Source organism: Pseudoduganella rhizocola (assembly GCF_045984285.3).
Classification (GTDB): Bacteria; Pseudomonadota; Gammaproteobacteria; order Burkholderiales; family Burkholderiaceae_D; genus Rugamonas.
The window spans coordinates 222,442-246,208 of record NZ_JBJQIK030000008.1 but is presented as its reverse complement, the minus strand read 5'-3'; the positions used below and the strand labels follow the sequence as shown (position 1 = coordinate 246,208).

General features: G+C 64.7%; 17 protein-coding genes. 13 read left to right on the top strand and 4 right to left on the bottom strand.

Features of this window, described 5'->3' with window-relative positions; translation table 11 throughout:
- Window positions 1-4: 4 nt before the first annotated feature.
- From ACJRPG_RS18490 to ACJRPG_RS18480, 3 genes are all read left to right on the top strand, one after another.
- A complete protein-coding gene (locus ACJRPG_RS18490; RefSeq protein WP_408001572.1) occupies window positions 5-976 on the top strand; it encodes an ABC transporter ATP-binding protein in 972 nt (323 codons plus the stop codon).
- Window positions 973-1,944 carry an ABC transporter ATP-binding protein gene (locus ACJRPG_RS18485; protein WP_408001571.1) on the top strand — a complete coding sequence of 324 codons (972 nt, stop codon included), beginning with the start codon at window positions 973-975 and terminating at the stop codon, window positions 1,942-1,944. The genes ACJRPG_RS18490 and ACJRPG_RS18485 overlap by 4 nt, the downstream gene beginning before the upstream one ends.
- A 139-nt stretch (window positions 1,945-2,083) precedes the next feature.
- A complete protein-coding gene (locus tag ACJRPG_RS18480; RefSeq protein ID WP_408001570.1) occupies window positions 2,084-4,924 on the top strand; it encodes a TonB-dependent receptor in 2,841 nt (946 codons plus the stop codon).
- Here the strand turns inward: ACJRPG_RS18480 and recG are convergent, their stop codons facing one another.
- Entirely contained in the window at window positions 4,925-6,985 is a 2,061-nt protein-coding gene (gene recG / locus ACJRPG_RS18475) for an ATP-dependent DNA helicase RecG (RefSeq protein WP_408001569.1), read from the bottom strand. It abuts the gene before it with no gap.
- Window positions 6,986-7,055: 70 nt separating this feature from the next.
- On the opposite strand from recG, the gene queA reads away from it, so the two are divergent.
- The 8 genes from queA to ACJRPG_RS18435 all read left to right on the top strand — a co-directional run bounded on the left by queA (window position 7,056) and on the right by ACJRPG_RS18435 (window position 18,790).
- Complete coding sequence (gene queA / locus ACJRPG_RS18470; RefSeq protein WP_408001568.1) at window positions 7,056-8,081, top strand: tRNA preQ1(34) S-adenosylmethionine ribosyltransferase-isomerase QueA; 1,026 nt, start codon at window positions 7,056-7,058, stop codon at window positions 8,079-8,081.
- Window positions 8,082-8,096: 15 nt separating this feature from the next.
- Window positions 8,097-9,236 (top strand): tRNA guanosine(34) transglycosylase Tgt, encoded by a 1,140-nt coding sequence (gene tgt / locus ACJRPG_RS18465; protein ID WP_408001567.1) that lies wholly within the window; start codon window positions 8,097-8,099, stop codon window positions 9,234-9,236.
- Window positions 9,237-9,390: 154 nt separating this feature from the next.
- Window positions 9,391-9,669, top strand: coding sequence for a preprotein translocase subunit YajC (gene yajC, locus ACJRPG_RS18460; RefSeq protein WP_408001566.1), 279 nt, complete (start codon window positions 9,391-9,393; stop codon window positions 9,667-9,669).
- Window positions 9,670-9,730: 61 nt separating this feature from the next.
- Window positions 9,731-11,590 carry a protein translocase subunit SecD gene (secD, locus tag ACJRPG_RS18455; RefSeq protein ID WP_408001565.1) on the top strand — a complete coding sequence of 620 codons (1,860 nt, stop codon included), beginning with the start codon at window positions 9,731-9,733 and terminating at the stop codon, window positions 11,588-11,590.
- 26 nt (window positions 11,591-11,616) lie between these two features.
- Window positions 11,617-12,639, top strand: a complete 1,023-nt coding sequence (secF, locus tag ACJRPG_RS18450) for a protein translocase subunit SecF (protein WP_408001564.1) — start codon at window positions 11,617-11,619, stop codon at window positions 12,637-12,639.
- A gap of 246 nt (window positions 12,640-12,885) precedes the next feature.
- Entirely contained in the window at window positions 12,886-14,217 is a 1,332-nt protein-coding gene (locus ACJRPG_RS18445) for an MFS transporter (RefSeq protein ID WP_408001563.1), read from the top strand.
- Window positions 14,218-14,236: 19 nt separating this feature from the next.
- Entirely contained in the window at window positions 14,237-16,588 is a 2,352-nt protein-coding gene (locus ACJRPG_RS18440) for a GH36-type glycosyl hydrolase domain-containing protein (protein WP_408001562.1), read from the top strand.
- A 15-nt stretch (window positions 16,589-16,603) separates the two neighbouring features.
- The gene (locus ACJRPG_RS18435) at window positions 16,604-18,790 is read left to right on the top strand and encodes a beta-glucosidase family protein (RefSeq protein ID WP_408001561.1); all 2,187 of its coding nucleotides are present in this window, start codon (window positions 16,604-16,606) and stop codon (window positions 18,788-18,790) included.
- A 76-nt stretch (window positions 18,791-18,866) separates the two neighbouring features.
- On the opposite strand, the gene gntR is transcribed toward ACJRPG_RS18435, so the two are convergent.
- Window positions 18,867-19,895, bottom strand: a complete 1,029-nt coding sequence (gene gntR / locus ACJRPG_RS18430) for an HTH-type transcriptional regulator GntR (protein WP_408001560.1) — start codon at window positions 19,893-19,895, stop codon at window positions 18,867-18,869.
- 108 nt (window positions 19,896-20,003) lie between these two features.
- Between gntR and ACJRPG_RS18425 the strand changes: the two genes are divergently transcribed.
- Together ACJRPG_RS18425 and ACJRPG_RS18420 are read left to right on the top strand one after the other, a co-directional pair.
- Window positions 20,004-20,696 carry a helix-turn-helix transcriptional regulator gene (locus ACJRPG_RS18425; protein ID WP_408001559.1) on the top strand — a complete coding sequence of 231 codons (693 nt, stop codon included), beginning with the start codon at window positions 20,004-20,006 and terminating at the stop codon, window positions 20,694-20,696.
- A 61-nt stretch (window positions 20,697-20,757) separates the two neighbouring features.
- Entirely contained in the window at window positions 20,758-21,375 is a 618-nt protein-coding gene (locus tag ACJRPG_RS18420; protein ID WP_408001558.1) for a glutathione S-transferase family protein, read from the top strand.
- A 244-nt stretch (window positions 21,376-21,619) separates the two neighbouring features.
- Here ACJRPG_RS18420 and ACJRPG_RS18415 read toward each other — a convergent pair whose 3' ends face one another.
- Together ACJRPG_RS18415 and ACJRPG_RS18410 are read right to left on the bottom strand one after the other, a co-directional pair.
- A complete protein-coding gene (locus ACJRPG_RS18415) occupies window positions 21,620-23,023 on the bottom strand; it encodes a heavy metal sensor histidine kinase (RefSeq protein WP_408001557.1) in 1,404 nt (467 codons plus the stop codon).
- A complete protein-coding gene (locus ACJRPG_RS18410; protein WP_408001556.1) occupies window positions 23,017-23,688 on the bottom strand; it encodes a heavy metal response regulator transcription factor in 672 nt (223 codons plus the stop codon). The genes ACJRPG_RS18415 and ACJRPG_RS18410 overlap by 7 nt, the downstream gene beginning before the upstream one ends.
- Window positions 23,689-23,767 lie beyond the last annotated feature (79 nt).

Here is a 23,767-nt window from a genome sequence, read left to right as displayed (position 1 = left end):
AGGCATGGCTTTGATTGAAGTGAACAATCTGGTGACCGAGTTCCACACGCGGGCCGGGGTGGTACGCGCGCTGGACGAAGTCTCGTTCTCCATTGAGCGCGGCAGGGTGCTGGGCATTGTCGGCGAATCGGGATCCGGCAAATCGGTGACGGCGTTCTCGCTGATGAATCTGCTGGATGCCCCGGGGCGGATCGCCAGCGGCGAGATCCGCTTCCAGGGCGAAGACCTGCGGCAGGCCGATGCGCGGCGCTGGCGCCAGTTGCGCGGCGACCGCATCGCCATGGTGTTCCAGGATCCGATGATGTCGCTGAATCCTGTGGTGCGCGTCGGCGACCAGCTGGGCGAGACCATCGCCATTCACCGCAAGCTCCCCAGGGCGGAGATCGCGCGGCAGGTGGCGGACGCGCTGCGGCGGGTCGGCATTGCGGCGCCGGAAGAGCGTATGCGCGCCTGGCCGCACGAAATGTCGGGCGGCATGCGGCAACGTGTGGCCATTGCCAACGCCATCATCAACCAGCCGGACCTGGTCATCGCCGACGAGCCGACGACGGCGCTGGACGTGACCATCCAGGCGCAGATCCTGTATGAGATGAAGAAGCTTGCGCGCGAAGGCGGCACGGCCCTGATGTGGATCACCCACGACATCAGCCTGATCAAGGACCTGGCCGACGAGCTGTGCGTGATGTACGCCGGCCGCGTGGTGGAGCGGGGCCCTGCGGCCGAGGTGCTGGCCCATCCGCAGCATCCCTACACCCGCGGCCTGCTCGACTCGCTGCCGCATGCGGGGCAGCGCGGCAAGCGCCTTTATGCCATTCCGGGCGCGGCGCCGCCCCTGCTGGCGCTGCCGCCCGGCTGCGCCTTCGCGCCGCGCTGCGGCCGCGCCCAGGCCGCGTGTGCAGCGCCGCCGCCGGTGGTGCGCGCGGGCCAGCGCGAGCACCGCTGCTTTTTCCCTTTGATACCGGTAGGTGAGGCATGACGACGATGCTGGAAACACGAGAACTGAGCAAGAGCTTCAGTGCTGCGCCAGGCTTGCTGGCCCGCCTGCGCGGGCGCGCGCCGCAAACCGTGTATGCGGTCAACCGGGTGTCGCTCAGCATCGCGGAAGGCGAGGTACTGGGCCTGGTCGGCGAATCGGGCTGCGGCAAGTCGACCGTCGGCCGCATGGTGGCGGGACTGCTGCCCCCGACCAGCGGCAGCATGGAGCTGGCGGGCCGCGGCGTCGAACGGCCCGGTGTGGCACAGCACCGGCTGGTGCAGATGGTGTTCCAGAACCCCTATGCCTCGCTCAATCCGCGCCTGCGCATCGAGCAACTGGTGGGAGAAGCGGCCCTTTACCACGGCATCGTGGCGCCGGAGGATGGCCCGGACTTTGTGCGTTCACTGCTGTCCCAGGTCGGGCTGGACGCCAGCTACGCCGCGCGCTATCCACGCCAGTTTTCCGGCGGCCAGCGGCAGCGTATCGCCATTGCCCGCGCTCTGGCGCTCCGGCCGCGCCTCATCGTCTGTGACGAAGCAGTGTCGGCCCTGGACGTCTCGGTGCAGGCCCAGATCCTTAACCTGTTCATGGACCTGCGCGAAGCGCAGCAGCTGACTTACCTGTTCATCAGCCACAACCTGGCGGTGGTGGAACACATCGCGGACCGCGTGGCGGTCATGTACCTGGGCCAGATCGTGGAACTGGCCGATACCGCGGAACTGTTCGCGCGCCCCAACCATCCCTATACGCAGGCGCTGACCGCCGACGCGCCGCGCATGGATGGCCCGGCCATACAGCACCGGCCGATCCAGGGCGAGCTGCCAAGCCCCCTCAAGCGGCCCGGCGGCTGCGCTTTCCATCCGCGCTGTCCGCACGCGATGCCGCGCTGCGCCGAACAGGCGCCGGCCTTCATCGAGATCGCGCCGCGCCACTGGTCGGCCTGCCACCTGAACGAGGTGCGCGCCTGAAACGATTAACTCGCGCGGAGCGCTACGCGCGCTTGTAGATGTACGGCCGAACAAGCGGTCACGGTTGTTCCAGCAATTCGTACCCTGCAGCCTGGGGATCGGCGCCGGCAAGGCGCAATCAAAATTGAAGAGGTGAATAATGACTTTCAAGAGAAATTGGGTGTTGGAAGCGCTGGCGCTTGGCCTGCTGGCGCCACTCGGGGCAGCAGCCCAGACGGCAGCGGCCGCCGCGCCGGCCGCGCCGCAGGCCGAGGGGGAAACCCAGTCGGTGGTGGTGACCGGCTCCCGTATCCAGCGCCGCGATGCCGACGGGGTTGGCCCGATGCTGACCCTGACCAGGGACGACATGAAGTTCGCTGCCCCGACCTCGGTGGGCGACCTGCTGCAGGCGGTGCCGAGCGTTGGCGTCAGCCTCAACTCGAACGGCACCCAGGGCACATCGTACGGCGTCAGCTCAGTCAACCTGCGTTACCTGGGCAGCGCCGAAGGCAGCGGCAATCGGACTCTGGTGCTGGTGGATGGCCACCGCTGGGGCAATGCGGCCGGCGGCCGCGGCTTCCGCGACTTCGTCGACCTGAACACCATCCCGCTGGGGATTATCGACCGCATGGAAGTACTCAAGGACGGCGCTTCCGCCATCTACGGCGCCGACGCCATCGCGGGCGTGGTCAACATCTACACCAAGAAGCGCCTGGACGGTTTCGAGGCCGATCTCAGGGTGGGCCAGAGCAGCCGCGAGGATGCCGAGAACGTGAGCGGCTACCTGAACTGGGGCAAGCGCTTCGACAAGACCACGGTCTTCCTGTCCGCCAGCTTCAACGACACCAAGCCGATCGCCAACGCAGACCGCAGCATTACGCAGGTGGCGCTGGCGCCGCTCACGGCGCCTCCTACCAGCCCGCAAGGCCTGTATGTGCTGCCGGGTCTGTCGAACAATGCCTACTTCGGAACGCCGGCCGGCTTCGCCCAGAATGCTGCGAACGCGATCACGCGCAACCAGGGTGTGGGCGCTATCGGCGCCGGCGCAGCCGCCGACAACAGCTTCCACACCGCCACGCTGCCGGGTGACTACTACAACACGATGACGCAGGGCCTGCAAGCTTCCGGCCCGAGCAAGCGCGGTGGCATCTTCGGCCGCGTGAGCTACCAGCTGACGGAGCACACCACGGCCCGTATCGAAGCCCTGTACAGCGAGCGCAAATCGAGCCAGCTGTATGCCCCGTTCTCGCTTGATATCCGCGGCAGCAACGGCTTCCGCATTTCGAACGACCAGGCGTTCAACCCTTTCGGCACCGCGAACGGCGTACCGGCGGCGAATGCGCTCGCCTTCTCGGGATCTGCATTCCGCATCCAGCGGGTGCCGGTGGAGGTAGGAAACCGCCTGGTGCAGCAGGACGTGAAGCTGGGCCGTCTGCTGCTGGGCTTTGAAGGCAATGCAGGCGAATGGCGCTGGGACGCGACCGCGACTTACACCAAGTCGCGCGCGAACTTCGATTCCTACAACCAGATCAACCTCGATCACGTGTACAACGCGCTGGCGTCGCCGGCTGTCTGTGCGGCAGCAGCAGGCTGCACGCCTCTTAATATTTTTGGCACCATTACGCCGGAAATGGCGAACTACATCCGCTATAACGCCAAGGAACGCAACAGCACCGCGCAGACCGACGTCGCATTGAATGCCACGCGCACCCTGATGGAACTGCCGGCAGGCGACCTGGGCCTGGCCACCGGCTACGAATACCGCCGTGAAAGCGGCAGCGACTCGCCGGACGCATTCGCCGGCAGCATATCGACCGTGCTGCCGGCCGTGGGCGGCGTCGGCCAGTCGCCGACCACCAATCCGGGCCGCAGCCCGACCAACGGCAGCTATCACCTGCAGGAAGCGTATGCGGAACTGAGCGTGCCGTTGCTGTCCGAAAAACCGGCCGTGCATTACCTGGAGCTGGACGCGGCAGTCCGCTACTCGCACTACTCCACGGTAGGCGGCAAGGCCACGGGCAAGCTGGGCTTGCTGTACCGCCCGGTGAAATCGACCCTGATCCGCGGCACGTACTCGCAGGGCTTCCGTGCACCGTCGATCTCCGAGCTGTACCAGGGCCAGCGCCAGACCAACTTCCAGGCGGTCGATCCCTGCAATGGCGGCGGTGCGGGCCTGCCGGGCTGCGCCGGCATTCCGGCCACCTATAACCAGAGCCTTTACAACAGCGGCCTGATGCGCGGTGTGACGGCGGGGAATCCGAACCTGAATGCGGAGACCGCCGACACCTACAGCATCGGCCTGTCCTGGACTCCGTCCTCGATCGACGGCCTGAGCTTCGTGGCGGACAAGTTCCTCATCAAGATCAAGGACGCCATCGCAGCGCAGACCGGCACCCAGTTGTTGCAGGCCTGCGCCTTGTCCGGGCAGTTCTGCGACCTGGTGCAGCGCGGCGCGAGCGGCGAGGTGCTGCAGCTCACGCAGGCCGTGGTGAACCTTTCGCGGCTGGAGGTATCCGGTGTCGACGCCACGCTGCGCTATGTCTTCCCGGCGCTGAAAGGCAAGTTCGATACGTCGCTGGATATGTCCTACCTGGACCGCTACCGTTCCTTCGTGCCGCAGGCCGATGGCAGCGTAGCGGTGGACGACCGGGCCGGCAAGGGCGACCAGCCGCGTTCCACCTTCCCGCGTGTGAAGGCCCAGGCGGCTCTGCGCTATCTGGCATCTGCCTATTCGGCCGGCTGGAAAGCACGCTACATCGGCAGCACGAAGGACATCGCGAACAATGCGGTGAACGGCGGCGAAACGGCATCGGTGGTGTACCACGACCTGCAGTTCAACTACAACCTGCCGGGCGGGAAGACCTCGCTGGGCTTCGGCATCGACAACGTATTCGACAAGATGCCGCCTCCTTCCGCAGCTAACAACCCGATCAACTTCGATATGTACACCTACGATACGCGTGGCCGCTACTTCTACGCCAAGGTATCGACGAAGTTCTGATCAGACCTTCAGGAACTCTTCCCGGCCGCCGAGCCAGCGTTCGAGGTGCGCTTCGACGGTGGCTTTGCTGGCCGGGGTGGCGTCCTGCAGCAGGGCGGCGGCGATGTCGCGGGCGTGGTCCACCAGCCAGCCGTCCGTTTCGAGGTCGGCGAAGCGCAGCATGGCCTGGCCGGACTGGCGCGCGCCGAGGAATTCGCCGGGGCCGCGGATCTCCAGGTCGCGCCGCGCGATTTCGAAGCCGTCCGTCGTTTCGCGCATCGTCATCAGGCGTTGTTTGGCGATCGGGCCCAGCGGGCTTTGGTAGAGCAGCAGGCACACGCTGGCCGCGGAGCCCCGGCCCACCCGTCCGCGCAGCTGGTGCAGCTGTGAGAGACCGAAGCGCTCCGCGTGTTCGATCACCATCAGCGAGGCATTCGGCACGTCCACGCCGACTTCGATCACCGTGGTGGCAACCAGCACATGCACTTCGCCCGCGGCGAAAGCATCCATCACCACCTGCTTCTCGGCGGGCTTCAGGCGGCCGTGCACCAGGCCTACGCGCAGGTCGGGCAGGGCGGCCGCCAGTGTTTCATAGGTCTCGGTCGCGGTCTGCAGCTGCAGTGCTTCCGATTCCTCGATCAGCGGGCATACCCAGTAGACCTGGCGGCCTTCCAGCGCTGCTGCGTGCACGCGCTCGATCACTTCGTCGCGCCGGTTCTGGTCGATGGCGCGCGTGACGATGGGCGTGCGGCCCGGCGGCAGCTCGTCGATCACGGATACTTCGAGGTCGGCGTAGTAGGTCATCGCCAGCGTGCGCGGGATCGGCGTGGCCGACATCATCAGCTGGTGCGGTACCAGGCCGTCGCTGCCCTTGTTGCGCAGGGTGAGGCGCTGGCCGACGCCGAAGCGGTGCTGCTCGTCCACGATGACTAGGCCGAGTTTCGGGAATTGCACCGTATCCTGGATCAGCGCATGCGTGCCGATCACCAGCTGCGCTTCGCCGGATTCGACCAGCGCCGTTGCGGCCAGCTTTTCCTTCTTCTTCAGGGATCCGGTGAGCCATGCCACCTTCACGCCCAATGGCTCCATCCATGCGGCGATCTTGCGGAAGTGCTGGTCCGCCAGTATTTCGGTGGGCGCCATCAGCGCCGCCTGGTAGCCGCTGTCGATGGCCTGCGCGGCGGACAGCGCCGCCACCACGGTCTTGCCGCTGCCGACGTCGCCCTGCAGCAGCCGCTGCATCGGATACGGCTGGCCGATATCGGCGCGGATCTCTTTCAGCACGCGCTGCTGCGCGCCGGTCAGCTTGAACGGCAGCGCGGCCTGGAACGCGGCAGACAGTTTGCCCACGCTCTTCAGCGCCGGGGAGCCTTTCATGCGGCGCGCCCGCTGCGCGCGCTTCAGCGACAACTGCTGCGCCAGCAGTTCATCGAACTTCATGCGTGTCCACGCCGGATGCGTGCGCTCGGCCAGCGCATGCTCGTCCACATCCTGCGGCGGGTAGTGCAGCAGGCGCACGCTGGATTCGAAAGCCGAGAGCTGCATGCGCGACACCACCTCGGCAGGAACCGTATCGGCCCAGCTCACGCGCTTCATCGCTTCCGCAATGGCGCGCCGCAGCACCGTCTGTGACAAGCCCTCGCCTGCGGGATAGACCGGGGTGAGGGAGGTCGGCAGCGGCGCGCCTTCGTTGATCACCTTGTAGGCGGGATGCACCATCTCCGCGCCGAAGAAGCCGTGCTTCAGTTCTCCGCGCGCCCGCACCCGCACGCCTTCGGATAGCTGTTTGACCTGGCTGCCGTAAAAATTCATGAAGCGCAGCTGCACGTCGCCCGTTTCGTCCGCGATATGCACCAGCAGCTGGCGCCGCGGCTTGTAGGCGATTTCGTTCTTCGTCACCACGCCTTCCACCTGCGAAGTCTGGCCGCCGCGCAGGCAGGCTTCGCGGATCGAAATCACCTCGGTTTCGTCCTCGTAGCGCATGGGCAGGTGCAGCACCAGGTCCATGTCGGAGTGCAGGCCCAGCTTGGCGAGTTTGCTCTCGACGGTGGCGGCAGGCTTCTTTTGCTTCGGTTCAGGCATCAGTTTGCGGTTTTTTTGGGCAGATGGCGTAAAATAGAGGGTTCGCCCAACGTTTTTAGCCGTGTTTCATATGTATTCGCTCTCCGATTTCGATTTTAACTTGCCGCCAGAGCGCATTGCGCAATTTCCTTTGCCGGACCGCAGCGCCTCGCGCCTGCTGCACGTCGATGGCGCACGCCTGGTGGACCGGCAGTTCACCGATATCCTCGGCCAGCTGCAAGCCGGCGACCTGCTGGTGATGAACGACACGCGCGTGCTGAAAGCGCGCTTCTTCGGCGTGAAGGACAGCGGCGGCAAGGTGGAAGTGCTGGTGGAGCGCGTTCTGGACACGCGCACGGTGCTGGCCCAGGTGCGCGCGTCCAAGTCGCCCGGCCCCGGTGTAAAGATCCGCCTGGCCGACGCTTTCGACGTGACCGTGGGGGAGCGTGCCGGCGAGTTCTACACCCTGCATTTCGACGCCGACGTCTTCGAGCTGATCGAGCAGTACGGCCGCCTGCCGCTGCCGCCCTATATCGAGCACGCACCGGGAGAATTTGATGAAACGCGCTACCAGACGGTCTTCAGCAAGGTGCCGGGCGCCGTTGCCGCGCCGACCGCCGGCCTGCACTTCGACGAAGCGCTGCTGGCAAAGCTGAAGGAAAAGGGCGTGCAGTTCGCCTATGTCACGCTGCACGTGGGCGCAGGCACCTTCCAGCCGGTGCGCACCGAGAACCTGGCCGAACACAAGATGCACACCGAGTGGTACACCATGCCGCAGGCCACCGTGGATGCGGTGCAGGCCGCGCGCAAGGCGGGCCGCGACGTGATTGCGGTCGGCACCACCAGCCTGCGTGCGTTGGAATCGGCCTCGCAGACGGGCGAACTGGTAGCGGGCAGCGCCGACACGGCCCTGTTCATTACGCCCGGTTATCAGTTCAAGACGGTAACGCGCCTGATCACCAATTTCCACCTGCCGAAGTCCACCCTGCTGATGCTGGTGTCGGCTTTCGCGGGCTTCGATGAGATCCGTGCCGCCTACGCGCATGCCATTGCCAATGAATACCGTTTCTTCAGCTATGGCGACGCCATGCTGCTGACGACGCCCAACCGGGCTTGATTTAGGATTTAAACAATGTTGGAATTTAAGCTACTCAAGACCGATACCACCGGCAAAACCAAGGCCCGCCGCGGCACCGTGAAGCTGAACCACGGTGAAGTGCAGACGCCGATCTTCATGCCCGTGGGGACTTACGGCTCGGTGAAGGCCATGTCGCCGCTGGAGCTGAAGGAAATCGGCGCCCAGATCATTCTCGGCAATACCTTCCACCTGTGGCTGCGCCCCGGTAACGACGTGATGTCGAAATTTGGCGGCCTGCACGGCTTCATGGGCTGGGACAAGCCTGTCCTCACCGACTCCGGCGGCTTCCAGGTATTCTCGCTGGGCGAAATGCGCAAGATCACGGAAGAGGGCGTGCATTTCAACTCGCCCATCAATGGCGACAAGCTGTTCCTCTCACCGGAAATTTCGATGCAGATCCAGCGCGTGCTGAACTCGGACATCGTGATGCAGTTCGACGAGTGCACGCCGTATGAAATCGACGGCCGTCCCGCCACCGTGGACGAAGCGGCGAAATCGATGCGCATGTCCCTGCGCTGGGCCCAGCGCTCGATGGATGAATTCAGGCGCGGCGAGAATCCGAACGCGCTGTTCGGCATCGTGCAGGGCGGCATGTTCGAAAACCTGCGCGATGAATCGCTGGAAGGCCTGGAAAAGATCGATTTCCCCGGCCTGGCCATCGGTGGCCTGTCCGTGGGCGAGCCGAAGGAAGACATGATGCGCGTGCTGGAGCACGTGGGCCCGCGCCTGCCTGCCAACAAGCCGCACTACCTGATGGGCGTGGGCACGCCGGAAGACCTGGTGGCCGGCGTATCGAACGGCGTGGACATGTTCGACTGCGTGATGCCGACCCGGAATGCCCGCAACGGCTGGATCTTCACCCGTTTCGGCGACATCAAGATCAAGAATGCGCGTTACAAGGATGACAAGGAGCCGCTGGACCCTACCTGCTCCTGCTACGCCTGCCGCAACTTCAGCCGCGCCTACCTGCACCACCTGCACCGCGCACAGGAGATCCTGGGCGCGCGCCTGAACACCATCCACAACCTGCACTACTACCTGGACATCATGCGCCAGATGCGCGAGGCGCTGGATGAAGACCGCTTCCCGGACTGGGTGAAACAGTTCCATGCCGACCGCGCGCGTGGGGTTTAAGCACGATCTTGTAAAAAGTGATATAGGCCCCAATCTGGGCGCCTGCGGCGAGTGCTAGAATACAGCGCTAAATTTTTTAAAACAGTAATACCACTATCTGGAGTCATCCGTGTTCATTTCCAACGCATACGCTCAGGGCGCCGAAGCAGCAACCATGAGCAACCTGTCTACCTTCCTGCCGCTGATCCTGATGTTCGTGGTCATGTACTTCCTCATGATCCGCCCGCAGCAGAAGCGCGCCAAGGAACAACGCGCCATGATGGACGCGCTCGCGAAGGGCGATGAAGTCGTGACCGCCGGCGGCATTCTGGGCAAAGTGTCCAAAGTGACCGATACCTACGTGACCCTGGAAGTGGCGGCCAACACCGAAATCGTGGTGCAGAAGCCATCCATTACCACGCTGCTGCCGAAGGGCACGCTGAAGGGTCTGTAATCCCACGGTACGGGCGGCTCTGCCGCCCGTTTGTGTATCGGCTTATTGAACGCTGAAGAATATGAATCGCTATCCTGTCTGGAAATATATCGTCATCCTCGTGGTGGTGCTGCTTGGCGCGCTGTACACGGCGCCTAACTACTTCGGCGAATCGCCTGCGCTGCAGATCACCAGCGGCAAGTCCACCGTGAAGATCACCAGTGCCGTGGCTTCCGAAGTGGAAGCTGTGCTCAAGCGCGAAAACATTCCGAATGAAGGCGTGACGCTCGATGAAGGGGCGAGCCACTCCGTGCGCGCCCGCTTCGCCAGCCCCGACGATCAGTTCCGGGCCCGCCTGGCGCTGGAAAAAGGCCTGAACGCCGATCCGGCCGACCCGACCTATATCGTGACGGTCAACCTGATGCCGAATACTCCACAGTGGATGCAGAACGTGCGCGCGCTGCCGATGTATCTCGGCCTTGACCTGCGTGGCGGCGTGCACTTCCTGATGCAGGTGGATACCAAGGCAGCGCTGAACAAGCGCGTGCAGGGCTACCAGGCCGCGATCCGCAGCGAACTGCGCGACAAGAATGTGCGCCACGCCGGCATCGAGCGTTCCGGCGACAGCATCATCGTCAAGTTCCGCGACGACGCAACCCGCCAGGCTGCGCGCAAGGCGCTGGCGGACATGAGCGACCTGCAGCTGGCCGACAGCGCCGATGGCGCCGACCTGAAACTGGTCGCCAGCATGAAGCCTGCAGCCCTCAAGGATACGCTGGACAACGGCGTGAAGCAGAACATCTCCACCCTGTCCAAGCGCGTGAACGAGCTGGGCGTGGCCGAACCGATCATCCAGCAGCAGGGCCCGGACCGTATCGTGGTGCAGCTGCCGGGCGTGCAGGACGTGGCGCGCGCCAAGTCCATCATCGGCCGCACCGCAACACTGGAAGTGCGCCTGGTGGACGAAACCGTCACCCCGGGCACCGAGCTGTCTGCCGCGATTCCGTTCAACTCCGAGCTGTTCACGGTCGGCAAGGCGGTGCCCGTGGTGCTGTCGAAAGACGTGATCCTGACCGGCGACTACATCGCCAGCGCTACCGCCACCTTCGACGAAAACCAGCAGCCAGCCGTATCGCTGGACCTGAACGGCGACGGCGGCCGCAAGATGCGCGAAGCCACCCGTGGCAACGTAGGCAAGCGCATGGCCATCGTCCTGTTCGAGAAGGGCAAGCCTGAAGTGCTGTCCGTGGCCACCATCCAGGAAGAACTGGGCAGCCGCTTCCGCATCACCGGCATGGGCTCCATCGAGAACTCCACCGAACTGGCGCTGTTGCTGCGTGCCGGCGCGCTGTATGCGCCAATGGACTTCCTGGAAGAACGCACCATTGGCCCGCAGCTGGGCGCCGAGAATATCTCCAAGGGCCTGCACTCCACGATGTACGGCTTTGCCGCCATCGCGGTCTTCATGATCATGTACTACATGATGTTCGGCTTCTTCAGCGTGCTGGCGCTGGCCGTCAACCTGCTGCTCTTGCTGGCCCTGCTGTCGCTGATGCAGATCACGCTGACCTTGCCGGGTATTGCGGCAATCGCGCTGGCGCTGGGTATGGCAATTGACGCCAACGTGCTGATTAACGAACGTATCCGGGAAGAGCTGCGTGCCGGCGCTTCGCCGCAGGCATCCATCGCGGCCGGTTTCGACCGCGCATGGGCCACCATCCTGGACTCGAACGTCACCACCCTGATCGTCGGCCTGGCGCTGCTGGTCTTCGGTTCCGGCGCGGTGCGCGGCTTCGCCGTGGTGCACTGCCTGGGCATCCTGACCTCGATGTTCTCCGCGGTCTTCGTGTCGCGCGGCGTGGTCAACCTGTGGTACGGCCGCAAGAAGAAACTGCAAACGCTGTCGATCGGTACCGTCTGGGTGCCGGGCCAGTCCAAATAATCGGCAACGGAAGATAGAGGAATCAAATGGAATTTTTCCGCATTCATAAAGACATTCCCTTCATGCGCCACGCGCTGGTGTTCAACGTCATCTCGGCGTTGACCTTCGTGGCGGCGGTGTTCTTCCTGGTCCACAAAGGCCTGCACCTGTCCATCGAGTTCAAGGGCGGCACGGTGATGGAGGTGAAGTATCCGAAGGCAGCCAACCTGCCCGGCATCCGCCACACGCTGGAAGGCCTGGGCTACGAGCTGCCGGAAGTCACCAGCTTCGATACCGCGCGCGACGCCATGATCCGCCTGCCGATCGCAGAAGGTTCGAACACCGCGGACACCTCGCGCAAAGTCTTCGAGGCGCTGTGCAAGGCCGAGCAGGGCAGCACCAAGCAGTTCGACACCGTGACCGCGAAGGGCGAGCACATCGCCAAGCTGGGCTGCGTGGACGCTGCAGGCAATGAGTCCGTGCAGCTGCAGAAAGTGGAATTCGTCGGCCCGCAGGTGGGCGAGGAACTGGCGCAGAACGGCCTGAACGCCCTGATCATGGTGGTGGTGGGCGTGATGATCTACCTGGCCATCCGTTTCGAATGGAAGTTTGCGGTGGCCGCCATTATCGCCAACCTGCACGACGTGGTGATCATCCTGGGCTTCTTTGCCTTCTTCCAGTGGGAATTCTCGCTGACGGTGCTGGCCGCAGTGCTGGCGGTGCTGGGCTATTCGGTGAACGAATCGGTGGTTATCTTCGACCGTATCCGCGAAAACTTCCGCAAGCAGCGCAAGATGACAGTGCATGAAGTGATCGACAATGCGATCACCTCCACCATCTCGCGTACCATCATCACCCACGGCTGCACCCAGATGATGGTGCTGTCCATGCTCCTGCTGGGCGGCCAGACGCTGCACTTCTTCGCGATTGCACTGACCATCGGTATCTGCTTCGGTATCTACTCCTCCGTGTTCGTGGCCGCCGCGGTCGCCATGTGGCTGGGCGTGAAGCGCGAAGACCTGATCAAGCCGATCAAGGAAAAAGACGAAACGGACGGCGCCGTCGTATAAACGGCAGCTCTCCGCAAAAGGCCGCGCCGCGCAAGCTGCGCGGCTTTTTTTTCGGTTGACTTTGGAATGCGCTGTTATTACACTCCAGATAATCAATGATAGCGCTATCAACAAAAATCAGGAGACAGAAATGCTGATGGTCCGATGGCAGGCTGGGACACACTCGCCCAGCTTGTTTTTTAGCTGTGCGGGCGGGGCCCCGGGAGGCGCACCCGCACAGCCCTTTTTTGCGCCGGAAGCCTGGTCGTGATCCTCTCCTGGCGCGAAAAAATCAGCTACGGCATTGCCGACATGGGCTTCAATTTTTATTGGACCAATGTCGCAACCTTCCTGCTGATCTTCTACACCGACGTCTTCGGCATCTCGGCGGCGGCCGCGGCGTCGATGATGTTCCTGATTAAACTGATCAACGCCTTCACCGACCCCATGATCGGTGCGCTGGCCGACCGCACCAGCACGCGCTGGGGCAAGTTCCGCCCCTACCTGATATGGATGCCCGTGCCGCTGGGCGCAGCCGCCGTGCTCACCTACACCACGCCGGACCTGGGCCATGACGGCAAAATCATCTGGGCCTACGGCACCTACCTGCTGATGATGGTGTGCTACACCGCCATCAATATTCCTTACAACGCCCTGTCGGGTGTGATGACGGCCGACCCGCAGGAGCGCTCCACCGTCAACGGCCTGCGCTTCATCTGCGCCTTCGGCGGCAGCACCATCGTTACCGCCGCCACGCCCTCGCTGGTGCGTTTCTTTGGCGGCGGCGACGACAAGCTGGGATGGCAGATAACGATGTTCGCCTGGTCCGTGGCGGCAGCGCTGATGTTTGCCATCACCTTCTTCAACACCCGTGAACGCATCGCGCCGCCCGCCGGGCAAAAGAGCAATGTGGTGCAGGACGTGAAGGATCTCACGCGCAATGGACCCTGGGTGGTGCTGTTCTTCCTGGCGCTGATCATCATGGTGACAATCACGCTGCGCACCACCACGGCTGCCTACTACTTCAAGTACTACGTGGGCCGTCCGGAGCTGCTGGCCGGCTTCATTCCGGCGTACATGATGGCTGCCGCGGCAGGCGCCGCGCTCACGCCGCTGATGACGCGCTTTCTCGACAAGAAAAAGCTGATGATGGTGCTGATGTCGCTGACGGCGCTGCTGTCGGCCGCCTTCTTCGTGGTTCCGAAAGACCAGGTCGGCCTGATGTTTGCCCTGCAGGTCGGCATGGGCCTGGTGCTCGGCCCGAAGTCGCCGCTGGCCTTCTCCATGTATGCCGACACCGCCGACTACAACGAATGGCGCACCGGCCGCCGCGCCACGGCCATGACCTTTGCCGCCGCCACCTTCTCTCAGAAGCTGGGTACCGCGCTGGCCGTTGCGGTAATCGGTGCGCTGTTCACGGCGCTGGGCTATGTGCCCAATGCGGAACAGAGCACGGGCTCGCAGGCGGGCATCGTGTGGCTGATGTCGCTGATTCCAGCCTTCTTTGCACTGATGGCCGTCGCGGCGATGTTCTTCTACCAGCTGGACGCCGCCAAACTGAAACAGATCCAGAGCGAACTGGCCGAACGCCACGCCTGAAATACCGGAGAAAAGTAAGATGCTACGCCCCACCGACAACGGTGAACGCTACGAACTGCAGAGCCCTACCGCCATGCCGCGCGCTGCAGGCTTCCTGTGGAACCGCAGCATGATGATCCAGCTGAACTGTCGCGGCTATGCCGTCGCGCAGTTCATGCAGCCGGAGCCCGCCAAGTACGCCCATGCGCCGAACATGGAAGCAAAGAGCTTCATGCAGCCGGAGCAGGGCTACTTCGCGCATCATCCGGGCCGCTTCTTCTACGTGAAGGACGAGGAGAGCGGCGAGCTGTTCTCCGCGCCGTACGAGCCCGTGCGCGCAGCGCCGGACAGCTTCAGCTTCTCGGTCGGCAAGAGTGACCTGGCGTGGACCATCGAACACCTCGGCCTGCGCATCGAAATGTCGATGACGCTTCCAGTGGACGATGTGGTGGAGCTGTGGTCCCTGCGCGTGAGCAACCTGTCCGGCCGCGCGCGCAAGGTCAGCATCTATCCCTACTTCCCGATCGGCTATATGTCGTGGATGAACCAGTCGGCCGAGTATCGCCATGACCTGGGCGGCATCGTCGCCAGCAGCGTCACGCCTTACCAGAAGGTTGCCGACTACTTCAAGAACAAGGACTTCAAGGACAAGACCTACTTCCTCTGCGAACGCGCGCCGGATGCATGGGAAGCCTGCCAGGAAGCGTTCGAAGGCGAGGGGGGCCTGCACAAGCCGGATGGCACGCAGCGCGAAATGCTGGCCGGCGGCGATGCGCGCTATGAAACGCCTGCGGCCACCGTGCAATACCGGCTGGCGCTGGGCAGCGGGGCGGCGGAGGAGTTCCGCTTCGTCTTCGGCCCCGCGCTGGACGACGCCGAGATCGCGGCCGTGCGCACGCGCTACCTGAGCGCGGAGGGCTTCAGCGCCGCGGCGCAGGAATACGCGGAGTACGTGGCAGGCGGCAGCGGCTGCGTGCGCATTGAAACGCCTGACAAGGAACTGGATAACTTCGTCAACAACTGGCTGCCGCGCCAGGTCTTCTATCACGGCGACGTGAACCGCCTGACCACCGACCCGCAGACGCGCAACTACCTGCAGGACAATATGGGCATGAGCTTCATCAAGCCTTCCGTCGCGCGGGCCGCCTTCCTGCATGCGCTGAGCCAGCAGGAGGAAACGGGCGCCATGCCGGACGGGATCCTGCTGGTGGAGGGGGCGGAGCTCAAGTACATCAACCAGGTGCCGCACACTGACCACTGCGTGTGGCTGCCGGTCTGCCTCAAGGCCTACCTCGACGAAACGGCCGACTGGGCGCTGCTGGACGAACAGGTGATCGATGCCGCAGGCCACAGCCTGAGCGTACACCAGCGCATCAGCCGCGCCATGGACTGGCTGCTGAAGGAGCGCGACCATCGTGGCCTGAGCTTCATCGCGCAAGGCGACTGGTGCGACCCGATGAACATGGTTGGCTACCGCGGCAAGGGCGTGTCCGGCTGGCTGACGGTGGCGGCGGGCTACGCGCTGAACCTGTGGTCGGCAATGTGCGCCCAGCGCGGCGACGAATGCGGGCGCGATAACTATGCCGACGGCGCGCGCCAGCTGAACGAGGCCGCCAACCGCCACCTGTGGGACGGCCGCTGGTTCGCGCGCGGCATCACCGACGACAACGTGGTATTCGGCGTAAGCAAGGACAAGGAAGGCCGCATCTACCTGAACCCGCAGGCCTGGTCCATCCTGGGCGGCGCCGCGAGCGAGGAACAGCGCAAACTGATGCTCGAGGAAGTGGCGCAGCAGCTGTTTACGCCGTTCGGCGTGCAGATGTTTGCGCCGCCGTATTCGAAGATGCGCGACGACGTCGGCCGCGTCACGCAGAAGCATCCCGGCTCGGCGGAGAATGGCGCGGTGTACAACCACGCCGCCGTGTTCTACATCTACAGCCTCTACACGATCGCGGAAACCGATACCGCCTACAAGCTGCTGCGCCAGATGATTCCCGGCCCGGACGAGGCGGACTACCTGCAGCGCGGCCAGCTTCCGGTCTTCATCCCGAATTATTACCGTGGCGCGTGGAAGGAGTATCCGCGCACGGCAGGCCGTTCCAGCCAGCTGTTCAACACCGGCACGGTGTCCTGGGTCTACCGCTGCGTGGTGGAAGGCCTGTGCGGCCTGCACGGCGATGCGAACGGCCTGCGCATTGCGCCCCAGCTTCCGGCAGGGTGGGATGGCATGAAGATCCAGCGCAGCTTCCGCGGCGCGAGTTTCAACGTGGCAGTGCGCCGCACCGGCGCGGCCGAAGTACAGGTGCGCTGCAATGGCGAGCTGCTACCGGCGGCACATGTGAGCGGTATCGAGGCAGGCAAGCATTACGAACTGGAAGTCAGTATTCCATAACAAAAGGAGACGAGGATGGTGAAGGCATGGCAACTGGCGCCGCTGGCGCTCGCATTGGGGGCCGCTTTCGGCATCCCCGCGCAGGCGCAGACGGCAGATCCCGACGAACGCGCCCGCGCGCTGGTGGCGCAGATGACGCCGGAAGAAAAGATCCGCGTGGTCTTCGGCTACTTCGCCACCGACTTCAAGGGTGTGAAGCGCCCGGCGGAAAGCGTGGCCGATACTGCGGGCTTCGTCTACGGCGTGCCGCGCCTCAAGCTGCCGAACCAGCACCTCACCGACTCCGGCATCGGCGTTTCCACCCAGCGCACCAAGGAGCCGCGTCCGCGCACCCTGCTGCCTTCCGGACTGGCCACGGCCGCAACCTGGAATCCGCAGCGCGCCTTCGAAGGCGGCGCCATGATCGGCAAGGAGGCCCGCCTGTCCGGCCACAACGTCATGCTGGGCGGCAGCGTGAACCTGATGCGCGAGCCGCGCAACGGCCGCAATTTCGAATACGCCGGTGAAGATCCGCTGCTGGCAGGCGTGATGGTGGGCGAGCAGATTCGCGGCGTGCAGTCGAATAATATCGTTTCCACCATCAAGCACTTCGCGCTGAACGACCAGGAAACCAACCGCAACACCATCAACGTGAAGGTGGAAGACGCAGCGGCGCGCATGAGCGACCTGCTGGCCTTCCAGATCGCGATCGAGCGCGGCGACCCCGGCTCCGTCATGTGCTCCTACAACCGCGTGAACGGCGACTACGCCTGCGAGAACGACTGGCTGCTGAACCAGGTGCTGAAGCGCGACTGGGGCTATAAAGGCTATGTGATGTCCGACTGGGGCGCCACCCACTCCACCATTCCGGCGGCGAATGCAGGCCTGGACCAGCAGTCCGGCTGGCCCTTCGACAAATCCGAGTATTTCAACGGCGCCCTGCTGGAGGCGGTACAGAACGGCCACGTGAAGGAAGCGCGCCTGACCGATATGGCGCAGCGCGTGGTGCGCTCGCTGTATGCGCATGGCGTGATGGACAACCCGGTGCCCGCGCCGGGCCAGCCGATCGACATGAAGGCGAATGCGCTGGTATCGCAGGCCGATGCGGAAGAGGGGATTGTGCTGCTCAAGAACAGCAAGGGCCTGCTGCCGCTGGCGCCCGGCCTGCGCAAGATTGCCGTCATCGGCGGCTACGCGGACAAGGGCGTGCTGTCCGGCGGCGGTTCCGCGCTGGTCTACCCGGAAGGCGGCTTTGCCGTGCCGGACCTCGGCACGCCGGAATTCCCCGGCCCCATCGTCTACCTGCCGAATTCTCCGCTGAAAGCGCTGCAGGCGCGCAGCAAGGCGCAGATCAGCTACCACGACGGCAAGGACGTGAAAGCGGCCGCGCGCGCCGCAGCGGGCGCCGATGTGGTGATCGTCTTTGCCACGCAATGGACCGCCGAGAGCATCGATGCGCCTTCGCTGGCGCTGCCGGACAACCAGGACGCGCTGATCGCCGCCGTCACCGCCGCCAACGGCAACACGGTGGTGGTGCTGGAGACAGGCGGCCCCGTCACCATGCCATGGGTGGACAAGGCTGCCGCCATCGTGGAGGCCTGGTATCCCGGCACCCGCGGCGGCGAAGCGATTGCCCGCGTGCTGACCGGTGAAGTCAATCCATCCGGCCGGCTGCCTGCCACCTTCCCGGTATCCGAACAGCAGCTGCCGCGCCTGAAGATCGATGGCGATGGCAAGGACCTGGTGCGTGCCGACGTGGACTACAACATCGAAGGCGCGGCGGTCGGCTACAAATGGTTCGAGCGCAAGGGCTACAAGCCGCTGTTCCCCTTCGGCCACGGCCTTTCCTACACCAGCTATGCCTACTCCGGCCTGAAGGCGGAGGCGAAGGATGGCACACTGGAAGCCAGCTTCACGGTGAAGAATACCGGCAAGCGCGAAGGCGCCGCAGTACCCCAGCTCTACATCTCGCCCAAGGCCGGCGGCTGGGAAGCGCCGAAGCGCCTTGCCGGCTGGGACAAGCTGGCGCTGAAACCGGGCGAGAGCCGCAGCAGCACGGTGCGTATCGATCCGCGCCTGCTGGCGATGTACGACAGCGCCGGCAAGCAGTGGAAGATTGCGCCCGGCGACTATGTGCTGACGCTGGGTGAATCGTCCGCTGCGCCGGTGGCCAGCGTGACGGTGAAGCTGGAGGCGCGCGCGCTGAACGTGCGCGGCAAGTGATCAGGCCTTGAGGATGGCCGCAACGAGTTTCTGGCTCGTTGCGGATATCGGGCGCAGGACGCCAGTTGTCAGCGGATCAGGCGCTCTCGCGCGCCATCAGCGTGAAGCCAAGGTCGATGCGGGTCTGGGGCGGTGCTTCGCCCTTGATGGCGGCGCGCAGCAGCATTGCGGCCTCATAGCCGATGCGGTAGCGCGGGGTGCCGATGGTGGTCAGCGAAGGTTTCATCCAGGCGGAGGCGGGCAGGTCGTTGAAGCCGGCGATGGCCAGCTGCTCCGGCACCGCGATGCCGCGCCGCTGGCACTGGTAGATGGCGCCGTGCGCCAGGTCGTCGTTACAGCAGAAGATGGCGTCGCAGTCCGGCACCTTGGCCATCATGCGGCCCAGCAGCTCGGCGCCGAGGGCGATGTTCGAGGGATCGGGCACCATCAGTTCCAGCGCAGGGTCGCCCAGGCCTGCCTCCTCCATGGCCTTGCGGTAGCCTTCGAAACGCTTCAGCGTACGTTCGTCAAGCTGGGCGCCGATAAAGCCGATACGGCGGCGGCCTTTCTCGATCAGGTAGCGCGTCATCGTCAGTCCCGCCTCGTACTGTGAGAACCCGACCGAAAGCTGTTCGGGATCGGCCGCCAGGTCCATCATCGACACCACCGGCACCCGGGAAGATGCCAGCATCTGGTTCACGCGCGGGCTGTGCGTGAGCCCGGACAGCAGGATGCCGTCGGGGTTGGACTGCATGTAGATGTTCAGCAGTTTTTCTTCTTCCGCGTCCGAATAGCGCGTATTGCCGATCAGGATCTGGTAGTTGTGCGCATCCAGCGCATCCTGTATGCCCGCCAGCACGGCCGTGAACACGGCGTTCGACAGCGAAGGCACCAGCACCACGATCACATTCGAGTGCGCCGAGGCCAGCGCGCGCGCGGCGCGGTTCGGCACATAGCCCAGTTCATCGATCGCCTCCTGCACGCGCTGGCGCAGGATGGACGACACCAGCTCCGGCTGATTGATGGCGCGCGAAGCCGTCATCGGGGCCACGCCGGCCAGGCGCGCTACATCGCTGAGGGTAACGCGGCCGCTGGCACGGCTCTTTCCGGAGGGGGCTTTGCTCATCTCGCTCATTTACTGTTAAGGGCGGCTAGATTTCACCGTGAATTGCCGTCCCTGTCAATGAGCGCGCCGTGATAAGCTGGCGATCTTTGCACGCAGAGAGTAAAGAGCATGAGCCGCACCGGCCGCCTGTTTCAGTTGATGGATGCATTGCGCGGCAACCGCCGCCCTGTGACCGCGGCTGTGCTGGCCGGGCAGCTTGGCGTCTCCGAACGCACCATCTACCGCGATATCCAGACCCTGGCCGAACTGGGGGCGCCGGTGGAAGGCTCGGCGGGCGTGGGCTACCTGCTGCGCACCGGTTTCTTCCTGCCGCCGCTGATGTTCGACGCCGATGAACTGGAGTCCCTGGTGCTGGGCGCGCGCTGGGTAAGCCACCAGGGCGATGCCGCGCTGTCGCGCGCCGCCAATTCCGCCCTGGCCAAGATTGCCACCGCCACGCCGAAAGACCTGCGCGACCACATGGCCGAAACCAGCCTGTATGTGGCGCCGCCCGCCAACAACTTCAGCCAGGAAGCCTTCCTGCAGCCCGCGCGCGAAGCGATCCGGCGCCATTGCAAACTGCGGCTCGGCTACAGCGACGAACACGGCGCGGCATCCGAGCGCACCGTCTGGCCCTTCGCGCTGGCCTTCTTCGAGGGCAAACGCGTGCTCGCCGCATGGTGTGAACTGCGCGACGCCACGCGCCATTTCCGCATCGACCGCATCCAGGCGGCCGAGCAGCTTGCAGACCGCTACCCAACCCCGCGCGCGGTCCTCATCCGGCAGTGGCGCGAAGAGTACCGCATCGACGAACACTACTGACAGAATCTGTCAGCGCCTCTCGCTACCATGCATGGATCGACTATGCATGAAGGAGACGGCAATGCACCTCTACCACAACCCCTTTTCCTCCAACGCCCGGCGCGTGATGATGACGGCGCTGCACCTCGGCCTGAAGCTGGATGTTACCGAGATTAACCTCGGCAGCCCGGACGACCGCCGCCGCCTGGCGGAGATCAACCCCAACGTCAAGGTGCCGGTGCTGGAGCATGACGGCATGCTGCTGTGGGAATCGGGCGCCATCATGCAATACCTGGCCGAGCTGGCGCCGCAGCAGACCCTGTATCCGGAAGGACGCCGGGCGCGGGCCGACGTCAACCGCTGGCTGTTCTGGGCCTGTCAGCATTTTTCGCCTTCGGTCGGCATCTTCACCTGGGAAAACGTGTGGAAGAAGTTTGTCGAGGGCACGGAACCGGACCCGGTTGAGCTGGCGCGCGGCGCCGCCGAACTGGCCCAATACGCGCAAGTGCTGGACCAGCACCTGGCGAAGCGCCAATGGCTGTGCGGCGACGGCCTGACCCTGGCCGACTTCGCGGTGGCGGCGCCCCTGATGTATATCGAGCGTGCCGGCCTGCCGGTGGCGCAGTACCAGCACATGATGGCATGGTTCGGCAGGGTGCAGCAGTTGCCGGCCTGGCAGCACACCAACCCGGTCTGGTGATTTATCAAGTTATGTTAGCTGGCGCACAGAGCGCGGCAAGTCCTTGGCCTACTATGGAACCGTCTCTTTCAGGACATCCCTAGTTTTGGACTTAGCCCGCTCTTGAGCGGGCATTTTTTTGTCCGGATGTTTTTCGAGAGGATTGCGATGCAAAAGACCTTACCCCCGCCGCAGCACCCCATGCCGGCGCCGGCTTCCCCTCCCTGCAATTGCCCGATACGGCTGCTGTGCCGCTACCGCCGCTCTAGCCATTGTGGGGGAAGTGCAGCGTAAAGCAGGTTTCGCCGGGCCCGCTGGCGGCATCCACCCGGCCCCCGTGCAGGGCCATGATGGCACGCACGATGGACAGGCCCAGTCCGGCCGAACTGCTGGAAGCCGGCCGGGCCGGGTCGGCGCGGTAGTAGCGGTCGAAGATATGGGACAGGTGTTCCGGCGCGATGCCCTCGCCGGTATTGCGCACCTTGACCAGCAGTTCACCGTCCGCAAAATGGGCGCCCAGGCTCACCCGGCCGCCGCGCGGCGTATGCCGGATCGCGTTCGACACCAGGTTGTTGGCGGCGCGCTGGAACAGGATCGCGTCCGCCTGCAGGCTGCCGCCCTCCGGCAGCTCCAGCGCCAGCGCCACCCCGCTGTCGTCGGCCAGCCCTTCAAAATACTCCCCGATTCTTTCCAGCTCCGCGCGCAGCTCGAGCGGCTCGCGCTGCAGTCCCAGCTGCGCATTGTCGGCCCGTGCCAGGAACAGGGTGTTTTCGATCATCTGCGCCAGGCGTTCGTATTCTTCGAGATTGGACGCCATCAGCGCCTGGTACTCCTCCACCGTGCGCGGGCGCGACAGCGCCACCTGGGTTTCCACCATCAGCGTATTGACGGGCGTGCGCATATCATGCGCCAGGTCGGCCGCAAAGCCGGACAGGCGCTGCACGCCTTCCTCCAGCCTGTCCAGCATTGCATTGAAGGCCACGCCCAGTTCGCGCAGCTCGGCGGGCACCTCGTCCACCGCGAGCCTGCTGTTCAGCCGGTGCGCGCTGATGTCGTTCGCCTTGCCGATCACCGCATACAGGGGCCGCATGCCGGTGCGCACGATCAGGAAGCCCAGCGCCGCCACCAGCGCCGCCCCGGCCAGCAGGGCTCCCAGCAGGTCGATGGCATAGCGCCGGATAATGGCCAGGCGGTCGGAGCGCTCCCGCAGCAGGGTTATGTGCACCGGCGGCTCGCGCCTGTTGAGCGTGGCCTGCACATTAAGCACGCGCGCCATGCCGGTGCCGGAATGCCAGTTGCGGATATCGCCCATGGCCGGTTCGCGCGCCGCCGGCACGCCCGGCAGTTCGGGCGGCGGCAGGGCGCTGCTGTTCTGCGCCAGCGGGCTGCCGTCCATGGCGGCGATGCGCAGGCGGATATCCTGGCCGTAGACGGTGTTGAGTGCCATGTCCGGCTGGGCGCGCAAGGCGGCCAGCGAACCCTGTTCCGCCAGCACGTGGCGCAGCATCACCGCCTTGTTCAGCAGGTCCATATCGTCGCGCTGCACCATCTGGCGCGAAAGTGTCTGGTACAGGTAGGCGCCCACGCCGACGAAGGCGGCCGCCGCAATGGCGGCAAACAGCAGCGCAAGGCGCAGCGTGATCGACAGCGGCTCGCGCCGCTTCAGCATCGCTCCTCCATCAGGTAGCCCATGCCGCGCACGGTGTGTACCAGCTTGGCGGTATAGGGATCGTCGATCTTGGCGCGCAGGCGGCGGATCGCCACGTCGACCACATTGGTATCGGAATCGAAGTTCATGTCCCACACCTGGGAGGCGATCAGGGAGCGGGACAGCACCTCGCCCTGGCGCCGCGCCAGCAGGTGCAGCAGGGCGAATTCCTTGGGCGTGAGATCGATGCGCTGTCCGGCGCGCGTGACGCGGTGGCGCAGCACGTCGATTTCCAGGTCGGCGAGGCGCAGCATTTCCGCTTCGCGCACCGGGCCGCGCCGCAGCAGGGTCTTGATGCGGGCCAGCAGCTCGGCGAAGGCGAAGGGCTTCACCAGGTAATCATCCGCTCCCAGCTCCAGGCCGCGCACCCGGTCCGGCACCTCGTCGCGGGCGGTGAGGAAGAGCACCGGCGTCTCCTTGCGTTCGCGCAGCTTGCGCAGCACGGTCCAGCCATCCATCACCGGCAGCATCACATCCAGCACAATCAGCTCGTAATCCCGTTCCAGCGCCATGTGCAGGCCGTCGGCCCCGTTGCGCGCCAGGTCCGCCCCATAGCCGGACTCCTGCAGCCCCTTGAGCAGGTAGCTGCCCGTCTTCGGCTCATCCTCCACGATCAGTATTCGCATGCATGCTCCCTTTCCGCGCCATTGTGCCGCGCGCGGCGGCGGCCGGGGATTACAAGTTGGTCATTTGCGCTGTCATCGC

Bases quoted from the DNA above. Each gene is read 5' to 3' on its own strand.
- ACJRPG_RS18490 (WP_408001572.1), top strand. From the start codon at position 5: ATGGCTTTGATTGAAGTGAACAATCTGGTGACCGAGTTCCACACGCGG.
- ACJRPG_RS18485 (WP_408001571.1), top strand. From the start codon at position 973: ATGACGACGATGCTGGAAACACGAGAACTGAGCAAGAGCTTCAGTGCT.
- ACJRPG_RS18480 (WP_408001570.1), top strand. From the start codon at position 2,084: ATGACTTTCAAGAGAAATTGGGTGTTGGAAGCGCTGGCGCTTGGCCTG.
- recG (WP_408001569.1), bottom strand. From the start codon at position 6,985: ATGCCTGAACCGAAGCAAAAGAAGCCTGCCGCCACCGTCGAGAGCAAA.
- queA (WP_408001568.1), top strand. From the start codon at position 7,056: ATGTATTCGCTCTCCGATTTCGATTTTAACTTGCCGCCAGAGCGCATT.
- tgt (WP_408001567.1), top strand. From the start codon at position 8,097: ATGTTGGAATTTAAGCTACTCAAGACCGATACCACCGGCAAAACCAAG.
- yajC (WP_408001566.1), top strand. From the start codon at position 9,391: ATGAGCAACCTGTCTACCTTCCTGCCGCTGATCCTGATGTTCGTGGTC.
- secD (WP_408001565.1), top strand. From the start codon at position 9,731: ATGAATCGCTATCCTGTCTGGAAATATATCGTCATCCTCGTGGTGGTG.
- secF (WP_408001564.1), top strand. From the start codon at position 11,617: ATGGAATTTTTCCGCATTCATAAAGACATTCCCTTCATGCGCCACGCG.
- ACJRPG_RS18440 (WP_408001562.1), top strand. From the start codon at position 14,237: ATGCTACGCCCCACCGACAACGGTGAACGCTACGAACTGCAGAGCCCT.
- ACJRPG_RS18435 (WP_408001561.1), top strand. From the start codon at position 16,604: ATGGTGAAGGCATGGCAACTGGCGCCGCTGGCGCTCGCATTGGGGGCC.
- gntR (WP_408001560.1), bottom strand. From the start codon at position 19,895: ATGAGCAAAGCCCCCTCCGGAAAGAGCCGTGCCAGCGGCCGCGTTACC.
- ACJRPG_RS18425 (WP_408001559.1), top strand. From the start codon at position 20,004: ATGAGCCGCACCGGCCGCCTGTTTCAGTTGATGGATGCATTGCGCGGC.
- ACJRPG_RS18420 (WP_408001558.1), top strand. From the start codon at position 20,758: ATGCACCTCTACCACAACCCCTTTTCCTCCAACGCCCGGCGCGTGATG.
- ACJRPG_RS18415 (WP_408001557.1), bottom strand. From the start codon at position 23,023: ATGCTGAAGCGGCGCGAGCCGCTGTCGATCACGCTGCGCCTTGCGCTG.
- ACJRPG_RS18410 (WP_408001556.1), bottom strand. From the start codon at position 23,688: ATGCGAATACTGATCGTGGAGGATGAGCCGAAGACGGGCAGCTACCTG.